We start from the raw sequence: 24,523 nt of genomic DNA on the forward strand, positions 1-24,523 counted from the left end.
CTACTTCGTTCCGGCCCGGGCCAGAACCGCCGTGACGAACACCCCGGCCGCAAGTCCGCCGATCAGCCACGGCGCGCTGGGGTGCCCGCCGTTGAGGCGGTAGCCGACGTAGCTGAAGGCCACGACGAAGAAGAGGACGGTGACTCCCCAGTACTGCCGCTTCAGCATCTGTCTCCCCCTGGCTCCCGGGACCTCGGCTTGCGGCGCAGCGTACCCGCAACGCTCCCGCCGGACCGTTTCGGCAAGATCCGGGCACTGGTTAGGCTGGGGTTCACGCACGTCCGCGTACGGCAGGAACGGCAGGAGACTCACACATGCCAGACCGCAAGCCCATCGAGTCGTGGCTCACCGACATGGACGGTGTCCTGATCCACGAGGGTGTTCCCATTCCCGGTGCCGACGCCTTCCTGAAGAAGCTGCGGGAGTCCGGCCGGCCGTTCCTGGTACTCACCAACAACTCGATCTACACCCCGCGCGACCTGCACGCCCGGCTGGAGCGCATGGGCCTGGACGTGCCGGAGGAGAACATCTGGACCTCCGCCCTGGCCACGGCGCAGTTCCTCGACGACCAGCGGCCCGGCGGCACCGCCTACGTCATCGGCGAGGCCGGCCTGACCACCGCGCTGCACGACATCGGCTACGTCCTGACCGACCACGACCCCGACTTCGTGATCCTCGGGGAGACCCGGACGTACTCCTTCGAGGCCATGACGAAGGCCGTGCGCCTGATCAACGACGGCGCCCGGTTCATCGCCACCAACCCGGACAACGTGGGCCCCTCCGCCGAGGGCGCCCTGCCCGCCACCGGCTCGATCGCGGCCCTGATCACCGCGGCGACCCGCAAGAAGCCGTACTTCGTCGGCAAGCCCAACCCGCTGATGATGCGCGCCGGGCTGAACGCGCTCGGCGCCCACTCGGAGACCTCCGCCATGATCGGCGACCGCATGGACACCGACGTGCTCGCGGGCCTGGAGGCCGGGATGCGGACGTTCCTGGTCATGACCGGTGTCACCCAGCCGGAGGACGTCGACCGCTTCCCGTTCCGGCCGTCCCGCGTCGTCGACTCGATCGCGGATCTCGTCGAGCAGGTCTGAGACACGCATTCCCCCGTTCGGAGCAGTGCGGGGCCGCAGCGGATGCGGGACCGGGCCGTCGGGCGTCTCCTGGAAGGCGGAGGTGTCACGATGGGTCCAGTACGTCTCACTCTTTGTGCGGGACTTCTGGTGGGGGCCCTCCTGGTTCCCGCGGCCGGGGCCGCGGAAGGGCACGCCGAGATCCCTGACCGCGTCCCCGCTGCCGCGGAGGCCCCCGCCGCCCCCGCCGGTCCCGGTACCGCGCACGCGGTGACCGGGCTGGTCCTCGCGGGCGCCGCCGCGGCGGCCGTCGCCCACCGGAGCCGCAGGACGGACGACCGGACGGACGACCGAGGACGTGATCACCATGCCCGGCCCTGACCTCGGCTCGGACCCTTGCTCCGGCTCCGGCTCCTGCTTCGACTCCGACCGTGCCTCCTCCCGCAGTACCGGCCGTCTCCTCGTCGGCCTGGCCTGGGTCGTGCTGCTGCTCGGGGTGTGGCTGTGGGGGCAGGGCCTGGGCGACGTACGGCAGCCGCCGGCCGCGCCGGTCGTCACCGGGGACATGGCCGCGGCCGGACGGCCCGCTGGAACCGGCCCCTGAGCCCCCGGCGGGAACCGGTCTCTGGGCTCCTGGCGGGAATCGGTCTCTGGGCCCCCGGCCGGAACCGTCCCCTGAGCCCCGCCGTAACAGGTCCCCGACAGGCACCGGCGGAGTGCGTGAGGGCGGCGTCACCCGTGTGTCAGCATGGGGCGTGGCCGAACACACCAGGGGGGAAGGCATGTACGGCAGGAAAGGGGCTCTCTCGCGCGTCTCTTCGGCGGGGATCCGGGCGTCCGCGGTGGTGCTGGGGGCGGCGCTGCTGGCCGCCGGGTGTTCCTCGGGAGGCGACGACGGCAAGGACGACGACGCCTCCATCACCCAACAGCCCAAGGACACCGACCCGTTCTGGGTCAACCCGGACAGCAAGGCGGCCCAGCAGGTCGCCGCGTACGTCAAGGCCGGGAAGAAGGCCGACGCCGAGCAGATCCGGAAGATCGCCGAGCAGCCGACCGGCCAGTGGATCGGGCCGGAGAACCCCGAGGAGGAGGCCCGCGGGTTCACCGAGGCCGCCGACAGGGCGGGCCGCACCGCGCTGCTCGTCCTCTACAACGTCCCGCACCGCGACTGCGGCCAGTACTCGCAGGGCGGCGCCGGTGACGGCGACGCCTACCGGGCCTGGGTGGACGGCGTGGCCAAGGGCATCGGGGACCGGGCGGCCACGGTGATCCTGGAGCCGGACGCCGTACTGCACCTGGTGGACGGCTGCACCCCGGAGGAGTTCCAGGGCGAGCGCTACGACCTGCTCAAGGGCGCGATCGAACGGCTCAAGTCCCTGAAGAACACCAAGGTCTACCTGGACGCCGGCAACGCGGGCTGGGGCCATCCCGACCAGATCTTCGAGCCGTTGCGACGGGCGGGCGTGGAACAGGCCGACGGCTTCGCGGTCAACGTCTCCAACTTCTACTCCACCGAGGACTCCCTCGCCTACGGCAAGCAGCTGTCCGCCAAGATCGGCGGCAAGCACTTCGTCGTCGACACCAGCCGCAACGGCAACGGCCCCTACACCGAAGGCGATCCGGGCGAGCGCTGGTGCAACCCGCCCGGCCGGGCGCTCGGCGAGACACCGTCGACCAGGACCGCCGACCCCCTCGTCGACGCCTACCTGTGGGTCAAGCGGCCCGGCGAGTCCGACGGCACCTGCAAGGGCGGCCCCAAGGCGGGCGACTGGTGGGCCGAGTACGCGCTTGAGCTGGCGAAAACCAGCAAGTAGCAAGATGCGGAAGCGACTTGGGGGCGCCCCCCTTCAAGGAGGGCGCCCCCAAAGACGCAAAAGGACGTCAAAAGGACGTCAGACTACGGCACCTTCACCCACTGTGCCTCGCTCGGCGTCCCCTGGTCGTCGTCCACGAACAGCATGTACCACCCCGACGGCACCAGGTTCCGGTTCTTCGGCACCGTCACCGTGATCTTGTCGCCGGACGTGGTGTAGTCCAGCCCGATCGAGCGCTGGTCGACGTCCGTCACGTGCGTCGAGGCGCTCGGGCGCATCAGCCGGACCTTCTTGACCGTGCCGGCGTGCTGCGAGGTGAACGTCCCGGAGGCGCCCCGGGCGATGGTCTGCGGGCCGCCCGACAGGGAGGGCCGCGCGTCCCGGTACAGGTACGGCGGCGTGTAGATCTCGACGCGCTGCTCGAACGTACCGGGCTTGGTGTTGGCCTTGTCGCCGAAGAGCGAGTCGGAGCCGAAGAACATCACCCGGCCGTCCGGCAGCAGGATCGAGCCGGCGTGGTAGTTGCGGCCCACCAGCGGGTCGGCGATCCGCTTGAAGGTGTTGGACTTCGGGTCGTAGAGCCGGGCCTGGAGGATGTTGGAGTCGCTGCGGCCCCGGTAGTCCTCCGAGCCGCCGGAGACCAGGATGGAGTCGTCCGGGAGGATCGAGGCCTGCGGGTAGCGGGTGCCCTTCTCCAGCGTCGGGCCGTCCGTGAAGCGCGGGTTCTTGTCCTTCAGGCCGATGATCCGGGTCTTGTTGCTGGCCAGTTTGGACTCGCCGACCCCGCCGCCGCCGATCACCATGAACCGCTCGTCCTGCGCGGGCGGCAGCAGGACCGTGCCGGAGGTCTCCATCATGTCGGCGTCGCTCAGGCCGGGCAGCTTGGTGAACTCGTTGCTGTCCACGTCCCAGATGCCCGGGTCGCGGCCCTCGTCGGCCGGGCCGTAGCCCGCGTTGGAGCCGGAGTAGAACAGCTTGCCGTTCTGCAGCGGGAACAGCGCCGGGTAGGTGGGGAACTGGCGGATCTTCGGCGTGTACGTCCACTTCTTGCTCTTGGGGTCGAAGACCTCGTTCTTGCCCGGGACCAGCTGGCCGATGTCGTCGAGGCCGGAGACGCTGAGGATCTTGCCGTCGCTCAGGGTGGTGAGCGTCGGGTACCAGCGGGCCTCGTTCATCGGGTCGACCTTGATGTACTTCTCGGCGACCGGGTCGAACTCGTAGGCGTCCCGGATCCCCTGGAAGTCCTTCTTGTCCAGGGCGAGTTTCTGCGCGATGCCGTAGGTGTTGCGGGCGTCGGCGCCGGCCAGGCCCTGCACCGTGTAGTTGTCCTGGGTTCCGGTCTCGTACTTGGCGCCGCTCTTCTGCGCCTCGACGTAGATACGGCCCAGACCCGGGGTGTTGCCGGTGAACCTGCCGGTCTTGTCGAAGTTCTTCTTGGCGCGCGGCACCAGCACCGGGTCCTTGGAGACGAACGTCTTGCCGTTCTCCTTGCCGGTGAACCTCGTGCCCGCGGGCAGCGTCATCGGCTTGTCCGGGTTCTCGTTGTGGACGATCATCAGGCCGCCGGCCTTGGTGACGTCGCCCTGGAGCTTCTCGTACCGCTTGGTGCCGCCGGCGATCAGGATGTTGCCGTCGGCGAGCTGGGTGTGGCCCGTGCAGAACAGGTCCTCGGGGGTGGGCACCTTCTTGATGGTGCCCTTGGCCGGGTCCCAGATACGGGTGTCGAACTGCCGGGCGTCGAAGTTCTTCTTGTTGTTGCCCGAACCGGCGACCATCAGCACCTTGCCCGTGTGCAGCAGCACGGCGTGGATGGTGTTCTGCCGGTACTCCTTGGGGAACTCGACGATCTCCCAGTGGCCGTTCTCGGCCTTGTACTCGGGCTTGTTGATCTTGTAGTGGTGGTAGCGCTCCGTGCCGAAGCGGTAGAGCCACGGCCCGTTCATCCCGGCCAGAGCGACTACCACCACCGCGCCGATCCCGACCCGTCGGGCGCGGCGGAAGCCGGCATGGTCCTTCATTCCTTACGTCCCCCCAGTCCACCGAGGGCGATCCGCACGGTGTGATCGCCCGTCGTTCCGTTCGTCGTCACCCAGCCGGGCTGCTGTCGCGCCGTGTGCGGCGCGTGTCCCGGTGGCACCTCCGCCACGGGGACCGGCAGCCCCTGGGCCGGTGTGTGGGCCCGGTGCGCGTGTGCCGGGACCGCGTCCTGCGGCTCCGGAACGGCGGTCGGGACCGCGTCCTGCGGCTCCGGCGCGGCGGCCGGGCCCGCGCTCCTCCTCCGCTCCTGCCGGAGCGTCCACCGCCAGGCGAAGATCGGTGCGGCCGTGATGAGCAGGGCGAACGTGGCCCAGGTGATCATCGCCGGGTGGGAGTGCCCGAAGGCGAAACCGGCGGCGAGCGAACCGCCGAAGACCAGAATGAAGAACCAGTGGATGCGGAACGTGCCGAACAGCGTGTCGGGGCTGGCCGACTCGCCCTTCGGGGTCACCACGAACTTGCTCTTGCGGCGCAGCACGGCGTCCATCAGCGAGCGTGCGTAGACCGGCGCCGACAGCGCCGACATCACCATGCCGGCCACCCCGCCGGAGCCCTCCGGCTCGTGCGGGGAGACGTTGTGCCGGCGGTTCCAGACGTACAGGCCGATCTGGAGCGCGGAGGCGTTGCCGTAGAGCATCAGCCACACGGTCGGGTCGATGTTCACGCCCGAGGCGCCCAGGCCCAGGAACAGCGCGCAACTCAGCGCCGCCAGAATCCAGTTGAGGGCGGACATCGGGTAGAAGATGATCATCATGGTGTAGTTGAAGAGCTTGCCCGGCGGCAGCGAGTACCAGCCCTTCCAGTACTGCTTGAGGATCGTCTCGTAGGTGCCCCGGGACCAGCGCAGCTGCTGGGTGAAGAAGTCCGTCCAGGCGTTCGGGCCCTCGCCGACCGCGAGGACGTCCGGGGTGTAGACCGACTTCCACTTGCGGCCGGTGGCCGGGTTCCTGGCGCGGTGCATCTCGAAGCCGGTGGCCATGTCCTCGGTGATCGAGTCGTACAGGCCGCCGATCTGCTTGATCGCCTTGATCCGTACGGCGTTGGAGGTGCCGACGAACATGGGGGCGCCGTAGCGGTTGCCGGCGCGCTGGATGAGGGCGTGGAAGAGGAACTGCTGCGACTCGGCCGCCTTGGTGACGAACGTGTCGTAGTTGCCGTAGACCTGCGGGCCGATGACGAAGCCGACGTCCGGGTCGCGGAAGTAACCCAGCATCCGCTCCAGGTAGTTGGGCAGTGGCACGTGGTCGGTGTCGACGGAGGCGAAGAAGTCGTAGTCGCCGCCGTGCGCCTGGAGCCAGGCGTTGTAGTTGCCGTGCTTGGTCTTGGCGCGGTGCGGGCCCTTGGGCCGGTTCCAGCGCTCGACGCCCTTGCGGCTGAAGTGGTGCACGCCCAGGCGCGCACAGACCGCCTTCACCTCGGGGTCGTCGCCCTCGTCGAGCAGCCAGATGTGCAGCAGGCCCCGGTGGCGCAGCCGTACGGCGGCCTCCAGGGTCTTGGTCACCATCTCCAGGGGCTCCTTGCCGGGCACGAAGGAGGTCAGGAAGGCGACCTTCGTGCCGGTCTCGGGCACCACGGGTACGGGGTCGCGGGCGACCAGGGTGGCGTGCGCGTTGGACAGCACGTTCATGCAGCGGAAGAACTCGATCAGGCCGATCGAGACCAGCATCACCGTGTCGAGGGCCGGCAGGAAGTCGTAGGCCGGGTGGTCGCGTTCGGTCCAGTGCTCGGGCTGCAGCAGCCAGGCCAGCAGGACCAGCGACAGCAGCGGTGCGGCGGCCAGCATCAGCGCGACCCGGACGCGGTGCGGCTCCTGGGAGATCAGCGAGCGGTACCGCACCCTGTACGGCTTGTCGGGGTCGGGCTGGGTGAGGGGGCCGGCCAGGCGGCTGTAGTGCTCGTAGTCGTATCTCGGCAGGGTCTTCTTGATTCTGCGCAGGGTGCCGGTGTGGCCGCTGCGGTGCCATGGCACCCGGAGTTGGGTCGTCCGAGAAGGATCGAAATCCTGCCGGGCGCCTTTCGGCGTGGACGTCATGAGTCATCCCCCCACACGCACAGGTGCGCGTGTCTGTCGGTTCCTTCGCCTGCCCCGGGTTCCCCTGGACCTTTCGCAGGCGTGTGCGTGGTGGGCCGCGGGCACCACGCCGTGCACTTTATAGACACGGCACCGCGGCCTGCCGGTTGCAGGGCCGCCCCCCTTGGCGGCCGTCGACGCATGGGGGCCCTTATCCCCACGGAACGGGCAACCGGCTGCTACAACCCCCCAACACCCCCCACCATCCTCAACACCCCCAAGTGCCGCGTATCGGCGGCACCTCGCACCCAGGGTTCTACGGTGTTCGGCGTGATCGCAAGGACGCGGCGGGGGACGGATGCAGCGAGGGCGAGCCCCGTCCGCGTTTTCCGCGGACGGGGCTCGCCCTCATCGCCGTGCGCCGCCAGGGACTCGAACCCCGGACCCGCTGATTAAGAGTCAGCTGCTCTAACCAACTGAGCTAGCGGCGCCTGCCGACCCGTCCACTTTACACGACGCCCGGAGGCGTTCCCGGCCACTGTTCCGCGACGGGCCCGGCCCGGCCCCGGCCGGGCCCGCGGCGGGGACAGCGGGAGGGAGAGCCGGAGTCGGGTCCGTGATTGGTATGGACATGCTCACCTCGCAGCAATAATCTGAGACTTGGTCTAGACCTGCACAGCTCACTGAATCTCCCCCACATCTCCAGGAGCGGCAGTATGCGCACCAAGGCCAAGTTGTACGCAGCCGTGCTCGGTCTGACGACCGCCGGAGCCTTCGTGCTCTCCACCGGCGGCGCCAGCAGCCACGGCTACACCGACCTCCCCATCAGCCGGCAGAAACTCTGTGCCAACGGCACCGTGTCCAACTGCGGCGACATCCAGTGGGAACCGCAGAGCGTCGAGGGCCCCAAAGGCTTCCCGGCGTCCGGGCCGGCCGACGGACGGATCTGTTCCGGGAACAACACCCGGTTCGGCCAGCTCGACAGCCCCAGGACCCCCTCGGGCGGCGCCTGGCCCACCACCAGGGTCAACGGCGGGCAGAGCTACACCTTCCGCTGGCAGTTCACGGCCCGGCACGCCACGACCGACTTCAGGTACTACGTGACCAAGCAGGGCTGGAACCAGAACCACGCCCTGAGCCGCTCCGACCTCAACACGACCCCGTTCCTCACGGTCCCCTACGGCGGCAATCAGCCGCCGGCCACCCTCAGCCACAGCGGCACCCTGCCGACCGGGCTGAGCGGCCGCCACGTGATCCTCGCGGTCTGGACGGTCGCCGACACGGGCAACGCGTTCTACGCCTGCTCGGACGTCACGTTCTGAGCGGTCCTTGAGACACCGGGCCGGCCGGCGTGGGTAGGTTGCTCCCACGCCGGCCGATCACGGCCGCGCACGGAGTACGGGGGACTTCATGGAAGCGCTGTTCTACGTCGTGCCGCTGCTCATGATCGGCGTCGCGGTCTTCATGCTGGTCAAGGTCGTCCGCCGCTCCCAGGACATGCGCAGCGCCTGGAGCAGCGGGCTCACGGCCGAGGCACGGTGCCTGCGGACGTACACCACGACCAGCGGCGGCGGGGACACCATGGTGAGCACGACGCTGCACCATGTGTACGAGTTCACCACGCGCGAGGGCCGCAGCGTCCGCTTCGAGGAGGGCAACGGGCCCTCGACGGTCGTCGAGGGCGACCTCGTCACCGTGCACTACGCGGCTGAGTGGCCGGAGCGGGCGACGGCCCATGCCCCGGCACGCGGGAGGCTCGCGGCGGAATCGGGCTGCCTGGCGGCCTTCCTGGGCGTGTTCATCGCCGGCTGCGTGATCTTCATGGTCGTCGTCCATGTGATCTTCTCGGCGGTGGACACCTTCCTGCCGTAAAACGTCCGAGAGGCCCCTCGTGATCACGAGGGGCCTCTCCCATCTGTGCGCCGCCAGGGACTCGAACCCCGGACCCGCTGATTAAGAGTCAGCTGCTCTAACCAACTGAGCTAGCGGCGCATGACTCCCGCCGTCCGCTCTCCGCGGCCGGCGACAAAGAAAATACTACCTGGTTCCCCGGGGTGCTTCCGACCACCCCGGCGGGATGCGGGGACGCACGTGCCGCCGGGGTGGTCGCTTCCGTGCGCCCCTAGAGAACCGCGCTCAGGAACTCCCTGGTGCGCTCGTGGTCCGGGTCGCCGAAGAGCTTCTCCGGCGGGCCCGACTCGATGACCCGGCCCGAGTCGAACATCAGGACCTGGTCGGAGATGTCCCGGGCGAAGTTCATCTCGTGGGTCACGCACAGCATGGTGATGTCGGTGCTGCGGGCGATGTCCCGCAGCAGGTCGAGCACGCCCGCGACCAGCTCCGGGTCCAGCGCCGAGGTCACCTCGTCCAGCAGCAGCACCTGCGGCCGCATCGCCAGCGCCCGTGCGATGGCCACCCGCTGCTGCTGCCCGCCCGAGAGCTGGGTCGGGCGCACGTCGCACTTGTCGGCCAGTCCCACCAGGTCCAGCAGCTCGCGGGCGCGATCCTCCGCCTCGTCCCTGGACAGGCCGAGGACGGTCACCGGGGCCTCGGTGATGTTGCGCAGGACGGTCATGTTCGGGAACAGGTTGAACTGCTGGAAGACCATCCCGATCTTCTTGCGGACCTCCCGGCACTGCTGCTCCGGCGCCGGGAACAGCCGCTCCCCGTCGACGGTGATCGTGCCCTCGTCGGGCTTGGTGAGCGTCATCAGCAGCCGGAGGATCGTCGTCTTGCCGGAGCCGGACGGGCCGATCAGCGTGACGTGCTTGCCGGTGTCCACGGAGAAGTCGAGCCGGTCCAGGACGGTGTGGTCGCCGAAGCGCTTGGTGACCTGCTCCAGACGGATCAGCTCACGGCTGCCGGGGCCGCCGGGGCCGCCGGCGGGGCTGTCCACGGTGCTGGTGGTGGCGGCGGTCTTCGGGATCGAGGGTTCGGCGTCAGCGGGCAAGGCGTCGCTCCAGGGCTCGCAGAAGAAGGGAGGCGGGGTAGGCGATGAGGACGAAGGCGATGCCGACGACCACGATCGGCTCGTTCATCTGGAAGGTCCGCGAGCCGAACTGGCGGGCCTGGCCGAGCATCTCCAGCACACCGATGGTCATCAGCATCGGCGAGTCCTTCAGCATCGCGATGACGTAGTTGCCGAGCGCGGGCGTGACACGGCGCAGCGCCTGCGGCAGGATCACCGCGGCCCAGGTCCGCGAGCGCGGCAGGCTGAGCGCCGTCGCCGCCTCCCACTGGCCGGCCGGCACGCCGTCGATGCCGGCGCGGTAGACCTCCGCGGTGTACGTCGAGTAGTGCAGCCCCAGGCCGATCACGCCCGTGGCCAGCGCGGAGAGCGTCAGGCCCCACTCGGGCAGCACGTAGAAGATGAAGAAGAGCTGCACCAGCAGGGGCGTGTTGCGGACGAACTCCGTGACGGCCGTGACCGGCCAGCGCACCACCTTCAGCGGCGAACGCTGGGCCAGCGCCCAGACCAGGCCGAGGGCGAACGCGATCAGCGCGCCCAGGACCAGGGCCTGCAGGGTCACCAGCACGCCGTGCCCGAAGAGGGGCAGGAAGTCGCCCAGCGTGGACCAGTCCCAGTTCACGAGACACCTCCGGTGGCCGAGGAGCTGCCGGCCAGGTCCTGCTGCCGGACCCGGCCGGTCTTCGCGGTCCCGGAGGGCTCCGCGGGCGCGAGCCGTCCGACGCTCGCCTTGGCCCTGCGCTCCACCCGCCGCATCCCCCGGGTGAGGAGGAAGGCGAGGACGAAGTACATGACGAGGATCACCGTGTAGACGGGGGCGCTCCGGCCGGTGGCGTTGCGCACCAGCTGGGCCGCGAAGGTGATGTCGCCCACACCGAGCACGGACACCAGGGCGGTGCCCTTCAGCAGCTCGATCAGCAGGTTGTTGAACGGCGGGACCATCTCCGGCCAGGCCTGCGGCAGTACGATCTTGCGCAGCCGCTGGACCGGGGTGAAGCCCAGCGCGACACCGGCCTCCCGCTGCGCCTGCGGCACCGCGGCCACCGCGCCCCGGACGACCTCCGAGCCGTAGGCGCCGTAGGTGCACCCGAGCGTGAGCACGGCCGCCCACATGGGGACGAGCTGCCAGCCCAGCGTCATCGGCACCACGAAGAACACCCAGATCATCAGCACCAGCGCCGAGGTGCCCCGGAACAGTTCGAAGTAGGCGCCCGACACGAACCGGACGATCCACAGCCGGTGGGTGCGGGCCAGCCCCACGGCGAACGCGACGGCCGCGCCGAGCGCGGCACTGAACACGGTCAGCTGGACCGTGACCCACAGCCCGTGCAGCAGAAGGCCCCACAGGCCCGATGTGATCTCACTCATGGCCGGCACTTCTCCTCGGCCGTGAGCGTCGTCATCTGCTCCTCGGAGAACCCGAAGGGGCGCATGATCTGCAGCAGTTCGCCGCTGCGCTTCATCTTGTGCAGCTCCCGGTTGAAGGCGTCGCGCAGATTCCGCTCGGGCCTGCGGAACGCGAAGCCGCCGACGTCGACGACCGGTTTGCCGTCCACGTACGGCGTGACCTCGTCGGTGGCCTCCGCCTTGGTGCTGCGGGTCTGCTCCAGCACGTTGCGCACGGTGACCGCGGTGCCCGCGAAGACGTCGACCCGGCCCTGTTCGACGGCGAGGAGACCGGCCAGCTGGTCGGGCAGGGTGGTGATCCTCTTCACCCCGGCCGCCTTGGCGTAGTCGATCTCCGCGTAGCCGATACCGGTCGCCATCCGCGCCCCGCTCCGGGCGATGTCCTGGTAGCTGCGCAGCTTCATCGGGTTGCCCCTGGCCACGATGAAGGCATCCTTCATCTGGTACTCGGGATCCGCGAAGAGCACCTGCCCGCAGCGGTCCGGGTTGATGTACATGCCCGCCGCGACCACGTCGAACTGCAGCGAGTTCAGCCCGAAGATCAGCGAGCCGAACTCGGTGGGGAACGGTTCGACGCGGCCGACGCCGAGCCGCTGGAAGATCCGGGTGGCTATGGCCGGGGCCGACCCCGTCACCTTGCCGTCCTTGCCGATGTAGCCGTAGGGCTGCTCGCCCGCGATGCCCAGGCGCACGCTGCCCCGGGCCCGCAGCTGCTCCAGCAGCCGGCCGCCGTCACCGGTGTCGGCGGTGGCCACCCGGCTGCAACCGCTGCTCGCCCCGACCGCGCCGGCCGCGGCCAGGGCGGCGGCACCCGAGAGCAGGGCGCGGCGGCGCAGGCCGGGTCTGTCCGTACGGGGCGAGCCCCTGTCGTGTGACTGGAAGGGAACCATGGGCGCGCCGCTACCCGGAACCCGGAAGGGTATTCCGGCCGGTTTTCAGCCCCCTTCAATCCTTCACAGGCGTTGTCGAAACCTGATCCGGCCCGCCGGGTCACGAGGTGGGGCTGTGCCGCGCCGACGGGGTACCCGAGCCGTGGGGCCGTACCGGCCGCCCCCACTGCCGGAAGAGCAGCTGTCGAAAAGAACAGCAGGAAGGCTGGACATGACCGCACTCGGATTCCTCTACCCGGGCCACTTCGCAGAGGACGACTACCCGCGCACCGAGCAGCTCCTGGGCAGCGACATCCGGGTGGACCTGGTCCACACCGACCCCGGCGAGGACACGCACCGGGTGGACGCGCTGCACGAGATGGGCGCGCCCGAGCGGCTCGCCCAGGGCGTGGAGGGGCTGCGCCTGACCGGGGCGGAGGCGGTGGTGTGGGCATGCGCCGGCGGCAGCTTCGTACGCGGCCGGCGGGGCGCGCACGAACAGGTCCGCGAGCTGGCCCGGGCGGCGGGCATGCCGGCCTCCTCCACCTCCTTCGGCTTCGTGCACGCGGCGGCCGAGATCGGCGCGCGCCGGGTGGCTCTCGCCGCGGCCTACCCGGAGGACGTCACCGCCCTGTTCGTGGACTTCCTGCGCGCCGGGAACATCGAGGTGGCCGCCGCCCGCAGCGCCGGGACCGTCACGGCGGCCGAAGTGGCCACCTGGGGCGAGGCGGAGGTCCTGGCCCTGGCCCGGGAGGCGGACGTCCCGGAGGCGGAGGCGGTCCTGCTGCCCGACACCGCCCTGCACACCGTGGCCCACATCCCGGCCCTGGAGAAGGACCTCGGCAAGCCGGTCCTCACGGGGAACCAGGTCAGCGTGTGGGAGGCCCTGCGCCTGACCGACCGCCGCGTCAACGCTCCCGCGCTGGGCGCGCTGTTCACCCGGGAGCCGATCGTCCAGGTGTGAGCCGCCGCGGTTGCGGACCCTGCCGCGGAGGCGTTACCTGGAAGTACCGGCGGTGCAGCGAGAACGCCCGGGCCCACGGCACGGGGCGACCGACCTCGCCTGCGTGTGCGTCCCCGGTAACGGCCCGTCGTCGCCGCCGTCGTCCAGCGTTCGACGCGGAGGTGACCCAGGTGAAAGCCGTCGTCTACGAAAAGCCCTTCAGCGTGACGGTGAGGGAAGTCGAAGACCCACAGATACAGCACCCGAACGACGTGATCGTACGCGTCACGTCGAGCGCGATCTGCGGGTCCGACCTGCACATGTACGAGGGCCGCACGGCCGCCGAGCCGGGCATCGTCTTCGGCCACGAGAACCTCGGCATCATCGAGGAGGTCGGCAACGGCGTGACCTCCCTGTCCCAGGGCGACCGGGTCGTGATGCCGTTCAACGTGGCCTGCGGCTTCTGCAAGAACTGCCTCGCCGGAAAGACCGGGTTCTGCCTGACGGTCAACCCCGGCTTCGCCGGCGGAGCCTACGGATACGTGGCGATGGGTCCCTACCTCGGAGGCCAGGCGGAGCGGGTACGCGTGCCCTACGCCGACTTCAACTGCCTGAAACTGCCACCGGGGGAGGAGCACGAGAACGACTTCGTGCTGCTCGCCGACATCTTCCCGACCGGCTACCACGGCTGCGAACTCGCCCAGGTGAAGCCCGGCGAGTCCGTCGTCGTCTTCGGCGCGGGACCGGTGGGCCTGATGGCCGCCTACTCGGCGCTGCTGCGCGGCGCGGCGAAGGTGTTCTCGGTCGACCGGGTGCCCGAGCGGCTCGCCAAGGCGGAGGAGATCGGGGCCATCCCGATCGACTTCACCAAGGGCGACCCGGCCGAGCAGATCAAGGAACAGACGGACGGAGAAGGCACCGACAAGGGCGTGGACGCCGTCGGCTACCAGGCCCAGTCCCACAAGGACCCCGGTCAGGAAGAGCCCGCCATCGTCCTGAACCAGCTCATCCAGACGGTACGGCCCACCGGCATGCTCGGCGTACCGGGTCTGTACGTGCCCTCCGACCCGGGCGCACCCGACGAGCAGGCCAAGCACGGCCAGCTGCTGGTCGCCATCGGCAAGATGTTCGAAAAGGGCCTGGCGATGGGCACCGGCCAGTGCAACGTCAAGCTGTACAACCGCCAGCTGCGCGACCTGATCATCGCAGGGCGCGCCAAGCCCAGCTTCGTGGTCTCCAACGAGGTGCCGCTGGAAGAGGCGCCCGACGCGTACCAGAAGTTCGACAAGCGGATCGAGGGCTACACCAAGGTGGTCCTCCGCCCGGGCCACGCACTGGCAGCGTGACGGAGGGACAAGGGGAGCCGCGGGGCTCGCCCCGGAACCCGAGGGTTTCGGGACGAGCCCCGCGGCCGCTTCCCCTGGGCTTCGGGGCGAGTACCGCGGTGGGATCGGCTTTCCTTCGGGGTCGGGGCGAGTACCGCGGTGGGATCGGCTTTCCTTCGGGGTCGGGGCGAGTACCGCCGTGGGTCCGGCTTTCCTTCGGGGTTCGGGGCGAGCATCGGGGCTGTTCCCCGGGCTCGGGGCGGAGCCCCGCGACGCGTTTCCTTCGGGTTCCGGGGCGGAGCCCCGCAGGGGGTTCTCCGGGGCCCGGGGTGGAGCCCCGCGGTGGGGGCTTTCAAGGGACCGAGACGGTTGGGCGGGTGGGAAAAGGAACAAAAGGCAACGGTGCCCTGTTGACGCCGGTCAGGAAAGCGAACGGCGAAACCAGGAGGCACCGGTGGCAGACGAGATCAGGGGAACGACCCACGGAACCGCTCCCGTCCCCCTGTCCGTACTGGACCTCGTCACCGTGGGCGCGGGCCACACCGCCACCGAAGCGCTCCGCACCAGCGTCGAGATGTCCCGCCTCGCGGAGTCCCGGGGTTACCACCGCCACTGGGTGGCAGAACACCACTCCATGCCCGGCGTGGCCTCCTCCTCACCCGCGGTGATCCTCGCCCACCTCGCCGCCCACACCCACCGCATCCGCCTCGGCTCCGGCGGAGTCATGCTCCCCAACCACGCCCCCCTGGTCATCGCGGAGCAGTTCGGCACCCTGGAGGCCATGGCCCCCGGCCGTATCGACCTCGGCCTCGGCCGGGCCCCCGGCACGGACGGCGCCACCGCCGCCGCCCTGCGCCGCACCGACAGGCCCAACGAAGGCGCCGACGACTTCCCCCAGCAGCTCGCGGAGCTGATCCACTTCCTCGACGACGACTTCCCCGACGGCCACCCCTACCGCCGTGTCCACGCCGTCCCCGGCCCTGTCCAGGGCACCTCCCCGGGCGGCGTGCAGTCCCCGCACCGCCCGCCGGTCTGGCTCCTCGGCTCCTCCGGCTTCAGCGCCCGCCTCGCCGGCCTGCTCGGCCTGCCCTTCGCCTTCGCCCACCACTTCTCCGCGCGGAACACCCTCCCCGCCCTCGACCTGTACCGCGAGTCCTTCCGGCCGAGCGCGGTGCTCGACGCCCCGTACGCCCTGATCGGCGTCGCCGCGCTCGCCACCGACGAGGAGAAGGAGGCCCGCCGCCAGGTGCTGGCCGCCGCGCTGAACATGGTCCGGCTGCGCACCGGCCGCCCCGGCCTCGTACCCACTCCGGAGGAGGCGGAGGCGTACGAATTCAGCCCGGCGGAGCGGGAGTTCGTCGCCTCCTGGAACGCCAACGTGGTGCACGGCACCCCCGACGAGGTCCGCGCGGGCCTCGACGAGCTGCAGAAACGCACCGGCGCCGACGAGTTGATGATCACGAGCAACGCGCACAGCGGCGACATACGCCTGCGCAGCTACGAACTCATCGCGGACGCCTACGACCTGCCCAGGAACTGAGCGGGGCTCAGCACCGGCTCTCCAGCAACTCGGAGATACGGTCCGGCGGCACCGGCCGGGAGTACAGCCATCCCTGCCCGGTGTCGCAGCCGATCCGGCGCAGCCGGCTGGCCTGGTCGCAGGTCTCCACGCACTCGGCGGTGACGGTGAGCCCCAGCCGGTGGGCGAGCTGGACCATCGCCTCCACGATGACCTCGTCCGCCGGGCTCGGCCGCCCCGCCGTACCGTCCCGCTCCTCGTGCTGGAAGCCCCGTACGAAGGAACCGTCCAGCTTCAGCGCCGACACCGGCAGCCGGCTGAGGTAGGCGAGGTTGGAGTAGCCGGTGCCGAAGTCGTCGATGGCGATGTGCACGCCCATGTCGCTCAGCGCCCGCAGGGCCTGGAGCGGCCGGCCCGCCGAGCCCATCACCGCCGACTCGGTCAGCTCCAGCTGCAGCAGGTGCGGCGCCAGCCCGGTCTCGGCCAGCACTTCGGCCACGTCCGCGACCAGGTCGGAGTCCCACACCTGGCGGACCGCGACGTTGACACTGACGAAGATCGGCGGCTCGTCCGGGTGGTCCAGCTGCCAGCGGCGGGCCTGGCGGCAGGCGGTGGCCAGGATCCAGCGGCCCAGCGGCACGATCGAGCCGTCCTCCTCCGCCAGTGCGATGAACCGATTCGGCGTCAGCGTGCCGAACTGCGGGTGGAGCCAGCGCACCAGGGCCTCCACCCCGCGCAGCCGCCCGTCGTCCATGCCGACCAGCGGCTGGTACTCCAGGGTGAACTCACCGCGTTCGACGGCCGCGCGCAGCGTGGAGACGAGGGCCTGGCGGGTCATGCGGTGCGCGTTGCGCTCCGGGTCGAACAGCGTCCAGCGGGCCTTGCCGTCCGCCTTCGCCCAGTACAGCGTCGTGTCGGCCGCCTGCATCAGCGCGGTGGCCGACGTCCCCGCCGCGTGCCGTTCGACCACGCCGATGGACGCCGACACCGACAGGCGCCGGCCGGAGATCTCGAACGGCGCCTGCAGGGCCGTGAGCACCGACTCGGCCAGCTCCGCGAGCTGCTCGGTGCCGGTCGAGTCCTCCACGAGCAGCGCGAACTCGTCGCCGCCGAGCCGGGCCACCAGCGGGGCGCTCGTGCGGCCGTGTCCGGCCTCGTCCGCGCACCGGGTCAGCCGTTCGGCCACGGCCGCGAGCAGCCGGTCGCCGGTGCGGTGGCCGAGGGTGTCGTTGACCGCCTTGAAACCGTCCAGGTCCAGGTAGCACAGCCCGATCCGGCCGCTCCCGCCGCCCTCGTACGACTCCGCCTCCAGCGCGGCCGACAGGCGTTCGAAGAACAGGGTGCGGTTGGGCAGCCGGGTCACGGGGTCGTGGTTCTGCAGGTGCCGCAGCCGGGCCTGGAGTTCGCGCCGGGCGCTGATGTCGGCGACGGACAGCAGCACGTCCGCGGACTCCGGGGACTCCGGGGTCAGAGGCGCGACGGTGATCTGGACCCACAGGCAGTGGCCGTCGGGGTGTTTCAGGCGGCGGGCGCAGCGCAGCCGGGCCTGCCGGCCGCCCAGCACCTTGTGGTAGGCGTGCCGGGTGCGGGCGTCGGAGGTCAGGTCCACCAGATCGGCGGCCGGCTGCCCGGCGAACTCCTCGGGACCGCCGCCGAACAGCGCGCCGAAGGTGTCGTTGGCGCTGACCACCAGACCGTCGCGGTCGACGACGGCCATGGCCAGCGGCGCGGCGGAGAAGGCGGAACGGAAGGGGGGCTCCGGGAAGCGGGGCTCCGGGGAGGCGGTGAGCGGGCGTTGGGCCATGCCGGTGAATCCCACGGCAGCGGGCGCGGGCTCCGCCATCGGAGTGAGAGCGGCGGTGGGGAGGGGGTCGCCGGGGCCGCCGCGAGGCGGCGCGGACGGGACGGTGGCAACGGACTGCCGTGCCGCGGCGACCGCGATCGGCTCGGTACCCGGACACACCGTGACGTCACTCTGTGTGACGCCCGGTCGGCTGAGGTCTGTCGCGGGCGTCGGCCCTTCGGACGTTCCGCTCACCGCTCGCTCCCGCAGTGCACTCGGTCTTCGTATCGGTCTCGTCGGGTGGCCGGCCGGGGGACGAACGGCCGCACGGCCCGTGTCCGCGCAGGGAAGTGCAAGGAAAGTGTGCCGATCATAGATGCCGTCGGCGGACCCCTTCCAGCCACTTGCCGGCCTCACGGAACGACCGGCCCCATGCGCGGACCGTTTCTGCCCACACCTGGACGGATTCTTCAGTCGACCGATCACTTGTGACGTTCCGTGAGCGGTCCGGGGATGTCGCTTCCCCGGACCCCACGCCGGTCCGTCCAGCCGTGAACTCCGGCCTCTCACCCTTCCGGTGCAGGCAAACAGGGCGTACCCCTACAAACTGTCACAAGCTGGGTTCGGTGTCCCGCGAACCGCCCCGGAGGTCCCCGTGCCGCGTCAGCTCCCCCTGAAGGCGCTCGGTCATGACGCCCTCAGGGCGCTCAGCCGGGCGGGGGTGCGCGGGGCGCGTCCCCGACTGCGCAGCACCGCGGCCGTGTTCACCACCCTGTCGGCGGTCGCCGCCACCTCGATCCTGACCGGGCCGTCCGTCGCCGAACCGTTCGCGGCCTCACCCTGCGCCCTGCGCCGCACGGACGCGCACCACTCGGAGGGCCTGGACACCTGGAACGCCTCCTACCCGCGGCCCACCCGGCCGCTCGACGCCGTCCTGGTGTTCCTGTCCTTCCCCGACTCGGCACCGCTCACCACCCCGGCCGAACTCGCCGCCGACCACTTCCCGGCCACCAGCCGGTTCTACGAGCAGGCGTCCTACGGCAGGTTCACCCTGCGCCCGCACGCGCTGCGGCACTGGGTCCGGATGCCGCGGCCGTCCACGGCGTACGCCATGCGCCGGGACTGGAACGCCCGGGAACGCGCCACCTACCTGGACGACGCGCTCGCCGCCGCCGACCCCGAGGTCGACTTCTCGCGCTACGACGTCGTCTACTTCGTCGCCGACCCGGACGCGCCCGGCGTCGACTCGGACGCGACGAAGGTCGTCAACCTGGACATGCCGCTGCAGGCCGACGGCAAGGAGATCCGGCGGGTGGTGACGGTGTTCGAACGGCATCCGCCGGACCGGCTGGTGCTCGCCCACGAGACCGGGCACGTCTTCGACCTGCCCGACCTGTACCACCGGCCGGTGGACGGCAAGGGCGACTGGGACACCTACGTCGGGGACTGGGACCTGATGGGCAGCCAGTTCGCCCTCTCACCGGACCCGTTCGCCTGGCACAAGTGGAAACTCGGATGGCTGGAGCCGCGCCAGGTGACCTGCGTACGGGGCACGGGGCCGGCCCGGCTGACGCTGGAACCGGTGGAGGTGGGGCCGGCGGGGGCGACGGATACGGGAGAGGGCGCCGCCGGGTCGCCGCCGTTCGGACTGGGCAACGGGACGAAGCTCGCCGTGGTGCGCACCGGGAGCGACAGCGCGCTGGCCATCGAGGCGCGGGCCCAGCTCGGCAACGACGTGACCGGATGCCGGCAGGGGGTGCTGGTGTACCGGGTACGCAGCACGGCGGAGTCGGGCGACGGCCCCATCCAGGTGATCGACGCCCACCCGGAGACCGAGGCCTGCGCGGAGACCTCCGTCTACCCGCCGCTCGCCGACGCGCCGATCGACGTCGGCGAGACCTTCACCGTGCCCGGGGACGGCGTCCGCGTGGAGGTGGAGAACCGCACGACATCGGGCGCGTACACCATCAAGATCACACCCGCCTGACCCACCCACCCGCCCGCCCCTCACGGCCGCGGAGGCATCCGACTCTCACGACCACAGGAGCGCTTGATCCTCACGGCCGCGGAGGCACCTGACACCACGACCGCCGGAGCACCTGACACCCACGGTGACCGGAGTAAGGGGGTGTGGGTGGCGAAGCCCCCACAACGCGCGGCAAAGCCGCGCAAAACCAACGATGGCGAGACGCTCCGCGCTTTCCGCGGACACGCCTCGCCATCGCCATCGTGCGCCGCCAGGGACTCGAACCCCGGACCCGCTGATTAAGAGTCAGCTGCTCTAACCAACTGAGCTAGCGGCGCCTGCTGACGTCGTAGACATTAGCACCCTGGTCGGCGGGAGGAAAAATCGATATCCGCACGGCCGCCCGGGCCGCCCGCACGGCCGCCCACAGCAGGACCTCCGGGCCCGGCAGCCAGGGGTGACGGGTGTCCGGGGCGACCAGCCAGCGGGAGTCGGACCGCCCGGGGGAGGCCTCGCCGGCCAGGGGCGGGAGGGTCACCGCGTCGCCGTTGCCGTGGCACAGCAGCGGCGGGATGCCTTCGCCACGGCCGGCCGCCCGGCCCCGGGACCCCCACTCCTCCCACTCCAGCAGCGAGGGCAGCCGGTGCGCGGTGCCCGGCGCGGCGAAGAGCAGCATCCGCCCCCGGTGGACGGCCACCGGGCCCGAGCCCGGGCCCTCGTCCCACAGCCGGTCCAGCATCCGGCGGCCGAAGACCGCGGGCGTGTTCACCACGTCGAAGGCGGTGCCGCAGGGCAGGGCGACCGGCGACCGCGGCTGTTCCCGCCAGAGCGCGAGCGTGCCGCGCGGGTGCGTCCCCGCCGAGGCGAGCCAGGCGGCACCGTCCGCGGTGACGCCGGAGGCGTGCAGATGGTCGAAGAACGGTTCGCTCCCTGTGCGGCTCATGGCGGATATGTCTACCGACCGTGAGCAGTCGCTTCCACCGAGTTGCGGAAAACCGGGACAGGGAGGGGCGGGCGGGAGTATCGTGCGCCCCCGGCATATGCCAGGCCGGGGAGAACAGGTGGGCTGGAGGGCTCCGTAGGGCTAGAGAGGATCGGCCGGGTTGACGTGTACGCCGCCCTCGGTTCCGCTGAGCAGATCCCGGCCGAACTCCACCATCTTCTTGGCGTAGTCCTCGGTCCACTCCGCCCGCTCGGCGATGTCCGCCGGGGTCAGCCGGTCGAACCGCCGCGGGTCGGCGAGCTGCGCCGCCGCGATCGCCTGGAACTCCACCGCCCGGTCGGCCGCCGCGCGGAACGCCTGTGTCAGCTCCGTCGCCCGCGCGAGCAGCGCGCGCGGATCGTCGATCGACTCCAGGTCGAAGAAGTGCTCGGGGTCGGCACCCGCCGCGGCGGGCTCGAACAGCAGGGGCGCGGGGCGCAGCCGCGGTTCGTTGCGACGCGGCGTCGGCTCCGCCATGTCGTGTCCTCTCGTACGTTCGGATGGCACGGCCCTGCGAAGGGGCCACCCTCCATTGTCCCGTGCGCACGCAAGAGGGCGGCGGGGCGGGAATCACCCCCGATTTCTCAGGGTCTCCAGCCCACCCGGTGCTCCCGCAGCCGCGCGAGCACGGCGTGGCTCGCCTCCCACCCGTCAGGGGCTGTAACCATCGGCCGCCTCCGGCGGCGTGCCGGATTCCGTCCGGCCATGGGGCGTGCCGGGCTGGACGCTTGCTGACCAGGTGCCTGGTGTGTCGGTCACGGTCTCCAGCCCACCCGGTGCTCCCGCAGCCGCGCGAGCACGGCGTGGCTCGCCTCCCACCCGTCAGGGAACTTCACCGTCACCCCCAGCTGGACCGGTTCCGTCGACGGGTGGTCGTCCAGGAGTTCGCTCACGCCGGCGCGGCAGATCACGATGCAGGCGTGGCGGTGGCGGGAGGTGAGGACGCAGAGTCGGCCGGTCTCCAGGTGGAAGGCGGTGGCGTCGGGACGGCCGGAGAGGGGGTGCAGGACCACCGTGACGTCGAACTCCCGGCCCTGGAGGCGGTTCGCGGTGTCCACGGTCACGTCCGTGATCCCCAGGTCCGCGAGGGCCGCCCGTACGGCCGCCGCCTGGTCGCGGTGGGCCGTGCCCACGGCGATCCGGTCGGCGGTCAGTGGCGCCGGGTCCGGTGACCGCTCCGAGGTGGCCGCGCCGCCCCGCTCCAGCAGCCGCCGTACGACCGCCGCCAGCGCGCGCACCGCCTCCGGGTCCGTGCGCGGGGTGTACCGCGCGGGCAGCTCCAGCAGGCCCCAGCCGGACGCGGCGGCCTCGTCGATCACCCGGTCGGGGGCCGAGCCGTCCGAGGCGACGGCGAAGGTGAGCCGCCGGTCCCCGGCCGCCGTGCCGCTGCGGAACGGCGTGTACGGGTAGAACGCGTCCGACACCAGCGGCGCCGCCGACGCCGGGAGCCGCCAGGACACCGGCAGCCGGTGCTGGGGCAGCTCGGGGTTGTGGGCCAGCAGCGTCGTCACCGCGGACGCCGACGGGTCGTAGGACAGGCCCGCCCACTGCTCGCTGCCGACGATCGAGAACGGGTCGAGCTGGCCCGGGTCGCCCACGAACAGCGCCCGCTCGAACAGCCCGGCCACCGCCAGCAGGGCGTCCGAGCGCATCTGGTACGCCTCGTCGACGATCGCGTGCCGCCACGGCTCGTCGGTCTTCACGTGCGCCCACTTCGCGGCGGTCGACAGCACCACGTCCAGACCGGCGAGGTCGGCGGCCTTCGCGGACTTGCGTACGTTCGGCAGGTCGTCGAGCGCCTTGTCGTACGGATCGGCGTCGCTGCTGTGCAGCCGGCCGACGGGCAACTCGGGGTTCTTCTCCGCCAGCCGCACCACCAGGTCGTCGACCTGCGCGTTGGTCTGCGCGATCACCATGAGCGGCCGTCCGGCGGCGGCCAGCTCCAGCGCGGCGCGGACGACGAGCGTCGACTTGCCCGCGCCGGGCGGGGAGTCGACGACGACACCGCGGTGCGGGCCGTGCAGGGTGTCACGGAGGATCGCGTCGGTGGCGCGCGCGGCGGCCGCTCCCGGGTCGAAGGCGGTCTCGCGGGCGGGGGCAGTCAAAGAACGTCCTCCTCGGTCACCGGGTCGGGGGCCTCCGGCGCGCTCTCCTCGTCCGGCGGGCCGCCATGCGTCCACGGGGTCTGTTCCGGCTCGGGCAGCTTCGCGCCGCCGCGCTGCTCGTGCTCGAAGAGCGTGAAGCACACGCGGTCGCCCTTGTCCGGCACGGAACCGGCCGCCGGCTCCTTGCCGCGGCCCATCTTGTCCAGGATCCGCAGCACGATCAGCGTCCCCTCGGCCCCGTCCCCCTCCTCGTGGGCGACGAACTCGGCCGACTGCGGCCTGCCGTCCAGGGAGCGGTACACCCGGGCCCGCTCGCCCAGGTGCGGCAGGTCGTCCGTGCGGACGGTGACCAGCGGGCGCGGGCTGGGCCGCCTGCCCTCGCCGTACGCCATGACGACGTCCGTGACCTCGCCGGCGAACGCCTCCCCGGCCAGCCGCCGCCCCGCCATGACCAGCGGGTCGTCCAGCGCCTCCTGGGCCTCCAGCCGGGCCTGCTCACGCTCGCGCGCGGCCAGTTTGTTCGCCGCGGTGACCGCGTCGTCGCGGCGCGGCTGCGGCGGCTCGCCCGCCAGCACACGGTCACGGTGGCCGGTGAACGACCAGCGGTCGCGCGTCCACCGCTCCTCGACGTGCGCGCCCTCGGGCAGCGCCCGCAGCAGGTCCAGGCCGTCCCAGACCTTCTCCCAGGTGGGCAGGGCGCACCTCTCGACCAGCGCGCGGATCTCGCGCTCGGCGGCGGTGAGGGCGCCCAGCCGGGCGTCGGCCTGGAGGCCGTCCTCGGCGGCGGCGAGGGCCGTACGCGCGCGGTCGTAGCGCTCGATGGCCGGCGCCAGCAGCTTGTTGTCGAACGCCGGGTCGGTCGCCGGGCCCGCCGGCGGGCACTCCAGCTGGCCGTCGGCGCCCCGCGCGAGCTCGGCCCGCAGCGCGGCCTGAGCGCCGGAGGCGCCTTCCGGCGGGTCGATCCACGCCAGCAGCGCCCCCAGGTGCTGGTCCTCCAGGCTGGACTGGCCGGTGGTCCAGTGCCGGGCCAGCACGTCGGTCAGCGCCAGCAGCAGCGAGGAGCCGGGCACCCGCGCCCGCTCCCCGAAGTGGGTCAGCCACCGCCCGAGCAACGGCACCCTCGGCGGCGCCGGGTGCGGAGCCTGGGGATCCTGCTCGGCGGTGCGCCGGAAGCGCATGGAGCGCCCGAGCAGCCGTACGAAGTCGATGCCCGCGCGGCTCGGCACGATCAGCTGGGGCGCGTCCGCGCACAGCTCGACCTCCACCTTGACCCGCTTGCCGCTCTCCGGGTCGGTCTCGGTGCGTTCGGCGGCCTCCACGGCGGAGGCGTGGGAGTCGATGTACGGCAGGACCACGTCGGCCAGCTCGGCGAGGAACGCGAACCTCAGGTCCCGGTCGCGCGGCTGCGGCACGGCCAGCAGCCGGGGCGCGTGCCGGTCCGTGCCGACCAGCGCGCCGAGCGGGGCGCCCGCCTCACCGGCGGTGGTGAGCGGCACGAACACCAGTGGCCGCTCGGACAGGTGCCGGTGCCGGACGGTCGCGGCGGGCTGGGCCTGTCCGGCGCGCACCGCTTCGAGCCGGGCGAGGGTGGCGATCAGCGACATGCCGCCTCCCGGCCGACGGATGCCGGCGCTGCGACCCGCAGTGCCTCGGCCCGCAGCGCGGCGGCCCTGCGCAGGGCCGCCACCGCCGGGTCGTCCGGGTCGCCCGCCTCGCCGCGG

General features: G+C 71.5%; 21 protein-coding genes and 3 tRNA genes. 9 read left to right on the top strand and 15 right to left on the bottom strand.

Translation table 11 applies throughout. The annotated features are described in order from the left end of the window. The gene (locus DEP02_RS33330) at window positions 1–168 is read right to left on the bottom strand and encodes a hypothetical protein (protein ID WP_157977406.1); all 168 of its coding nucleotides are present in this window, start codon (window positions 166–168) and stop codon (window positions 1–3) included. 146 nt (window positions 169–314) lie between these two features. Here DEP02_RS33330 and DEP02_RS09850 point away from each other — a divergent pair, with 146 nt between their 5' ends. The 3 genes from DEP02_RS09850 (at window position 315) to DEP02_RS09865 (ending at window position 2,887) form a co-directional block, all read left to right on the top strand. Continuing rightward, window positions 315–1,094, top strand: a complete 780-nt coding sequence (locus tag DEP02_RS09850; RefSeq protein ID WP_112466955.1) for an HAD-IIA family hydrolase — start codon at window positions 315–317, stop codon at window positions 1,092–1,094. A gap of 346 nt (window positions 1,095–1,440) precedes the next feature. Then, a complete protein-coding gene (locus tag DEP02_RS34535; RefSeq protein ID WP_332871940.1) occupies window positions 1,441–1,677 on the top strand; it encodes a hypothetical protein in 237 nt (78 codons plus the stop codon). A 178-nt stretch (window positions 1,678–1,855) separates the two neighbouring features. Continuing rightward, window positions 1,856–2,887: a glycoside hydrolase family 6 protein gene (locus DEP02_RS09865; protein WP_112466957.1), complete on the top strand. Its 1,032-nt coding sequence runs from the start codon at window positions 1,856–1,858 to the stop codon at window positions 2,885–2,887. Between the two features lie 83 nt (window positions 2,888–2,970). Here the strand turns inward: DEP02_RS09865 and glxA are convergent, their stop codons facing one another. The 3 genes from glxA to DEP02_RS09880 form a co-directional block, all read right to left on the bottom strand. Continuing rightward, on the bottom strand, window positions 2,971–4,905 hold the full coding sequence (gene glxA, locus DEP02_RS09870) for a radical copper oxidase GlxA (RefSeq protein WP_112466958.1): 1,935 nt from the start codon (window positions 4,903–4,905) through the stop codon (window positions 2,971–2,973). After that, window positions 4,902–6,956 (bottom strand): glycosyltransferase family 2 protein, encoded by a 2,055-nt coding sequence (locus DEP02_RS09875; RefSeq protein WP_112466959.1) that lies wholly within the window; start codon window positions 6,954–6,956, stop codon window positions 4,902–4,904. Before DEP02_RS09875 ends, glxA begins: the two co-directional genes overlap by 4 nt. A 396-nt stretch (window positions 6,957–7,352) precedes the next feature. Next, window positions 7,353–7,426, bottom strand: a tRNA-Lys gene (locus DEP02_RS09880). 225 nt (window positions 7,427–7,651) lie between these two features. On the opposite strand from DEP02_RS09880, the gene DEP02_RS09885 reads away from it, so the two are divergent. Together DEP02_RS09885 and DEP02_RS09890 are read left to right on the top strand one after the other, a co-directional pair. Further along, a complete protein-coding gene (locus DEP02_RS09885) occupies window positions 7,652–8,257 on the top strand; it encodes a lytic polysaccharide monooxygenase auxiliary activity family 9 protein (RefSeq protein WP_112466960.1) in 606 nt (201 codons plus the stop codon). A gap of 88 nt (window positions 8,258–8,345) precedes the next feature. Beyond that, window positions 8,346–8,807: a DUF3592 domain-containing protein gene (locus DEP02_RS09890; RefSeq protein WP_112466961.1), complete on the top strand. Its 462-nt coding sequence runs from the start codon at window positions 8,346–8,348 to the stop codon at window positions 8,805–8,807. A gap of 46 nt (window positions 8,808–8,853) precedes the next feature. Here DEP02_RS09890 and DEP02_RS09895 read toward each other — a convergent pair. The 5 genes from DEP02_RS09895 to ehuB all read right to left on the bottom strand — a co-directional run bounded on the left by DEP02_RS09895 (window position 8,854) and on the right by ehuB (window position 12,200). Continuing rightward, window positions 8,854–8,927: transfer RNA gene (locus DEP02_RS09895), tRNA-Lys, on the bottom strand. Window positions 8,928–9,057: 130 nt separating this feature from the next. After that, window positions 9,058–9,831 (bottom strand): ectoine/hydroxyectoine ABC transporter ATP-binding protein EhuA, encoded by a 774-nt coding sequence (gene ehuA, locus DEP02_RS09900; protein WP_112466974.1) that lies wholly within the window; start codon window positions 9,829–9,831, stop codon window positions 9,058–9,060. Between the two features lie 43 nt (window positions 9,832–9,874). Beyond that, window positions 9,875–10,525, bottom strand: coding sequence for an ectoine/hydroxyectoine ABC transporter permease subunit EhuD (gene ehuD / locus DEP02_RS09905; protein ID WP_112466962.1), 651 nt, complete (start codon window positions 10,523–10,525; stop codon window positions 9,875–9,877). After that, entirely contained in the window at window positions 10,522–11,271 is a 750-nt protein-coding gene (gene ehuC / locus DEP02_RS09910) for an ectoine/hydroxyectoine ABC transporter permease subunit EhuC (RefSeq protein WP_112466975.1), read from the bottom strand. The genes ehuD and ehuC overlap by 4 nt, the downstream gene beginning before the upstream one ends. After that, complete coding sequence (ehuB, locus tag DEP02_RS09915; protein ID WP_112466963.1) at window positions 11,268–12,200, bottom strand: ectoine/hydroxyectoine ABC transporter substrate-binding protein EhuB; 933 nt, start codon at window positions 12,198–12,200, stop codon at window positions 11,268–11,270. The genes ehuC and ehuB overlap by 4 nt, the downstream gene beginning before the upstream one ends. Window positions 12,201–12,411: 211 nt before the next feature. Here ehuB and DEP02_RS09920 point away from each other — a divergent pair, with 211 nt between their 5' ends. From DEP02_RS09920 to DEP02_RS09930, 3 genes are all read left to right on the top strand, one after another. Next, window positions 12,412–13,143, top strand: a complete 732-nt coding sequence (locus DEP02_RS09920; RefSeq protein ID WP_112466964.1) for a maleate cis-trans isomerase family protein — start codon at window positions 12,412–12,414, stop codon at window positions 13,141–13,143. Window positions 13,144–13,313: 170 nt separating this feature from the next. Further along, a complete protein-coding gene (locus tag DEP02_RS09925) occupies window positions 13,314–14,468 on the top strand; it encodes a glutathione-independent formaldehyde dehydrogenase (RefSeq protein ID WP_112466976.1) in 1,155 nt (384 codons plus the stop codon). Window positions 14,469–14,901: 433 nt separating this feature from the next. Next, complete coding sequence (locus tag DEP02_RS09930; RefSeq protein WP_112466965.1) at window positions 14,902–15,987, top strand: LLM class flavin-dependent oxidoreductase; 1,086 nt, start codon at window positions 14,902–14,904, stop codon at window positions 15,985–15,987. Between the two features lie 7 nt (window positions 15,988–15,994). Here DEP02_RS09930 and DEP02_RS09935 read toward each other — a convergent pair whose 3' ends face one another. Next, window positions 15,995–18,004 carry a putative bifunctional diguanylate cyclase/phosphodiesterase gene (locus DEP02_RS09935; protein ID WP_438947742.1) on the bottom strand — a complete coding sequence of 670 codons (2,010 nt, stop codon included), beginning with the start codon at window positions 18,002–18,004 and terminating at the stop codon, window positions 15,995–15,997. Window positions 18,005–18,404: 400 nt separating this feature from the next. On the opposite strand from DEP02_RS09935, the gene DEP02_RS09940 reads away from it, so the two are divergent. Further along, window positions 18,405–19,736, top strand: coding sequence for a M6 family metalloprotease domain-containing protein (locus tag DEP02_RS09940; RefSeq protein ID WP_112466966.1), 1,332 nt, complete (start codon window positions 18,405–18,407; stop codon window positions 19,734–19,736). 243 nt (window positions 19,737–19,979) lie between these two features. Here the strand turns inward: DEP02_RS09940 and DEP02_RS09945 are convergent. The 5 genes from DEP02_RS09945 to DEP02_RS09965 all read right to left on the bottom strand — a co-directional run bounded on the left by DEP02_RS09945 (window position 19,980) and on the right by DEP02_RS09965 (window position 24,406). Continuing rightward, window positions 19,980–20,053: transfer RNA gene (locus DEP02_RS09945), tRNA-Lys, on the bottom strand. Further along, window positions 20,044–20,658, bottom strand: coding sequence for a bifunctional DNA primase/polymerase (locus DEP02_RS09950; RefSeq protein ID WP_112466967.1), 615 nt, complete (start codon window positions 20,656–20,658; stop codon window positions 20,044–20,046). Before DEP02_RS09950 ends, DEP02_RS09945 begins: the two co-directional genes overlap by 10 nt. A 141-nt stretch (window positions 20,659–20,799) precedes the next feature. After that, entirely contained in the window at window positions 20,800–21,174 is a 375-nt protein-coding gene (locus DEP02_RS09955; RefSeq protein WP_112466968.1) for a DUF8844 domain-containing protein, read from the bottom strand. 278 nt (window positions 21,175–21,452) lie between these two features. After that, window positions 21,453–22,802, bottom strand: a complete 1,350-nt coding sequence (locus DEP02_RS09960) for an AAA family ATPase (protein ID WP_112466969.1) — start codon at window positions 22,800–22,802, stop codon at window positions 21,453–21,455. Further along, window positions 22,799–24,406 carry an amino acid adenylation domain-containing protein gene (locus tag DEP02_RS09965; protein WP_112466970.1) on the bottom strand — a complete coding sequence of 536 codons (1,608 nt, stop codon included), beginning with the start codon at window positions 24,404–24,406 and terminating at the stop codon, window positions 22,799–22,801. Before DEP02_RS09965 ends, DEP02_RS09960 begins: the two co-directional genes overlap by 4 nt. Window positions 24,407–24,523 lie beyond the last annotated feature (117 nt).

This window comes from Streptomyces triticisoli (assembly GCF_003270085.1).
GTDB lineage: Bacteria > Actinomycetota > Actinomycetes > Streptomycetales > Streptomycetaceae > Streptomyces > Streptomyces triticisoli.

Coding starts and splice junctions, on each gene's coding strand:
- DEP02_RS34535 (WP_332871940.1), top strand. CDS start 1,441: ATGCCCGGCCCTGACCTCGGCTCGGACCCTTGCTCCGGCTCCGGCTCC.
- ehuB (WP_112466963.1), bottom strand. CDS start 12,200: ATGGTTCCCTTCCAGTCACACGACAGGGGCTCGCCCCGTACGGACAGA.
- DEP02_RS09955 (WP_112466968.1), bottom strand. CDS start 21,174: ATGGCGGAGCCGACGCCGCGTCGCAACGAACCGCGGCTGCGCCCCGCG.
- DEP02_RS33330 (WP_157977406.1), bottom strand. CDS start 168: ATGCTGAAGCGGCAGTACTGGGGAGTCACCGTCCTCTTCTTCGTCGTG.
- DEP02_RS09885 (WP_112466960.1), top strand. CDS start 7,652: ATGCGCACCAAGGCCAAGTTGTACGCAGCCGTGCTCGGTCTGACGACC.
- DEP02_RS09875 (WP_112466959.1), bottom strand. CDS start 6,956: ATGACGTCCACGCCGAAAGGCGCCCGGCAGGATTTCGATCCTTCTCGG.
- DEP02_RS09950 (WP_112466967.1), bottom strand. CDS start 20,658: ATGAGCCGCACAGGGAGCGAACCGTTCTTCGACCATCTGCACGCCTCC.
- DEP02_RS09865 (WP_112466957.1), top strand. CDS start 1,856: ATGTACGGCAGGAAAGGGGCTCTCTCGCGCGTCTCTTCGGCGGGGATC.
- DEP02_RS09965 (WP_112466970.1), bottom strand. CDS start 24,406: ATGTCGCTGATCGCCACCCTCGCCCGGCTCGAAGCGGTGCGCGCCGGA.
- DEP02_RS09920 (WP_112466964.1), top strand. CDS start 12,412: ATGACCGCACTCGGATTCCTCTACCCGGGCCACTTCGCAGAGGACGAC.
- DEP02_RS09850 (WP_112466955.1), top strand. CDS start 315: ATGCCAGACCGCAAGCCCATCGAGTCGTGGCTCACCGACATGGACGGT.
- DEP02_RS09890 (WP_112466961.1), top strand. CDS start 8,346: ATGGAAGCGCTGTTCTACGTCGTGCCGCTGCTCATGATCGGCGTCGCG.
- glxA (WP_112466958.1), bottom strand. CDS start 4,905: ATGAAGGACCATGCCGGCTTCCGCCGCGCCCGACGGGTCGGGATCGGC.
- ehuC (WP_112466975.1), bottom strand. CDS start 11,271: ATGAGTGAGATCACATCGGGCCTGTGGGGCCTTCTGCTGCACGGGCTG.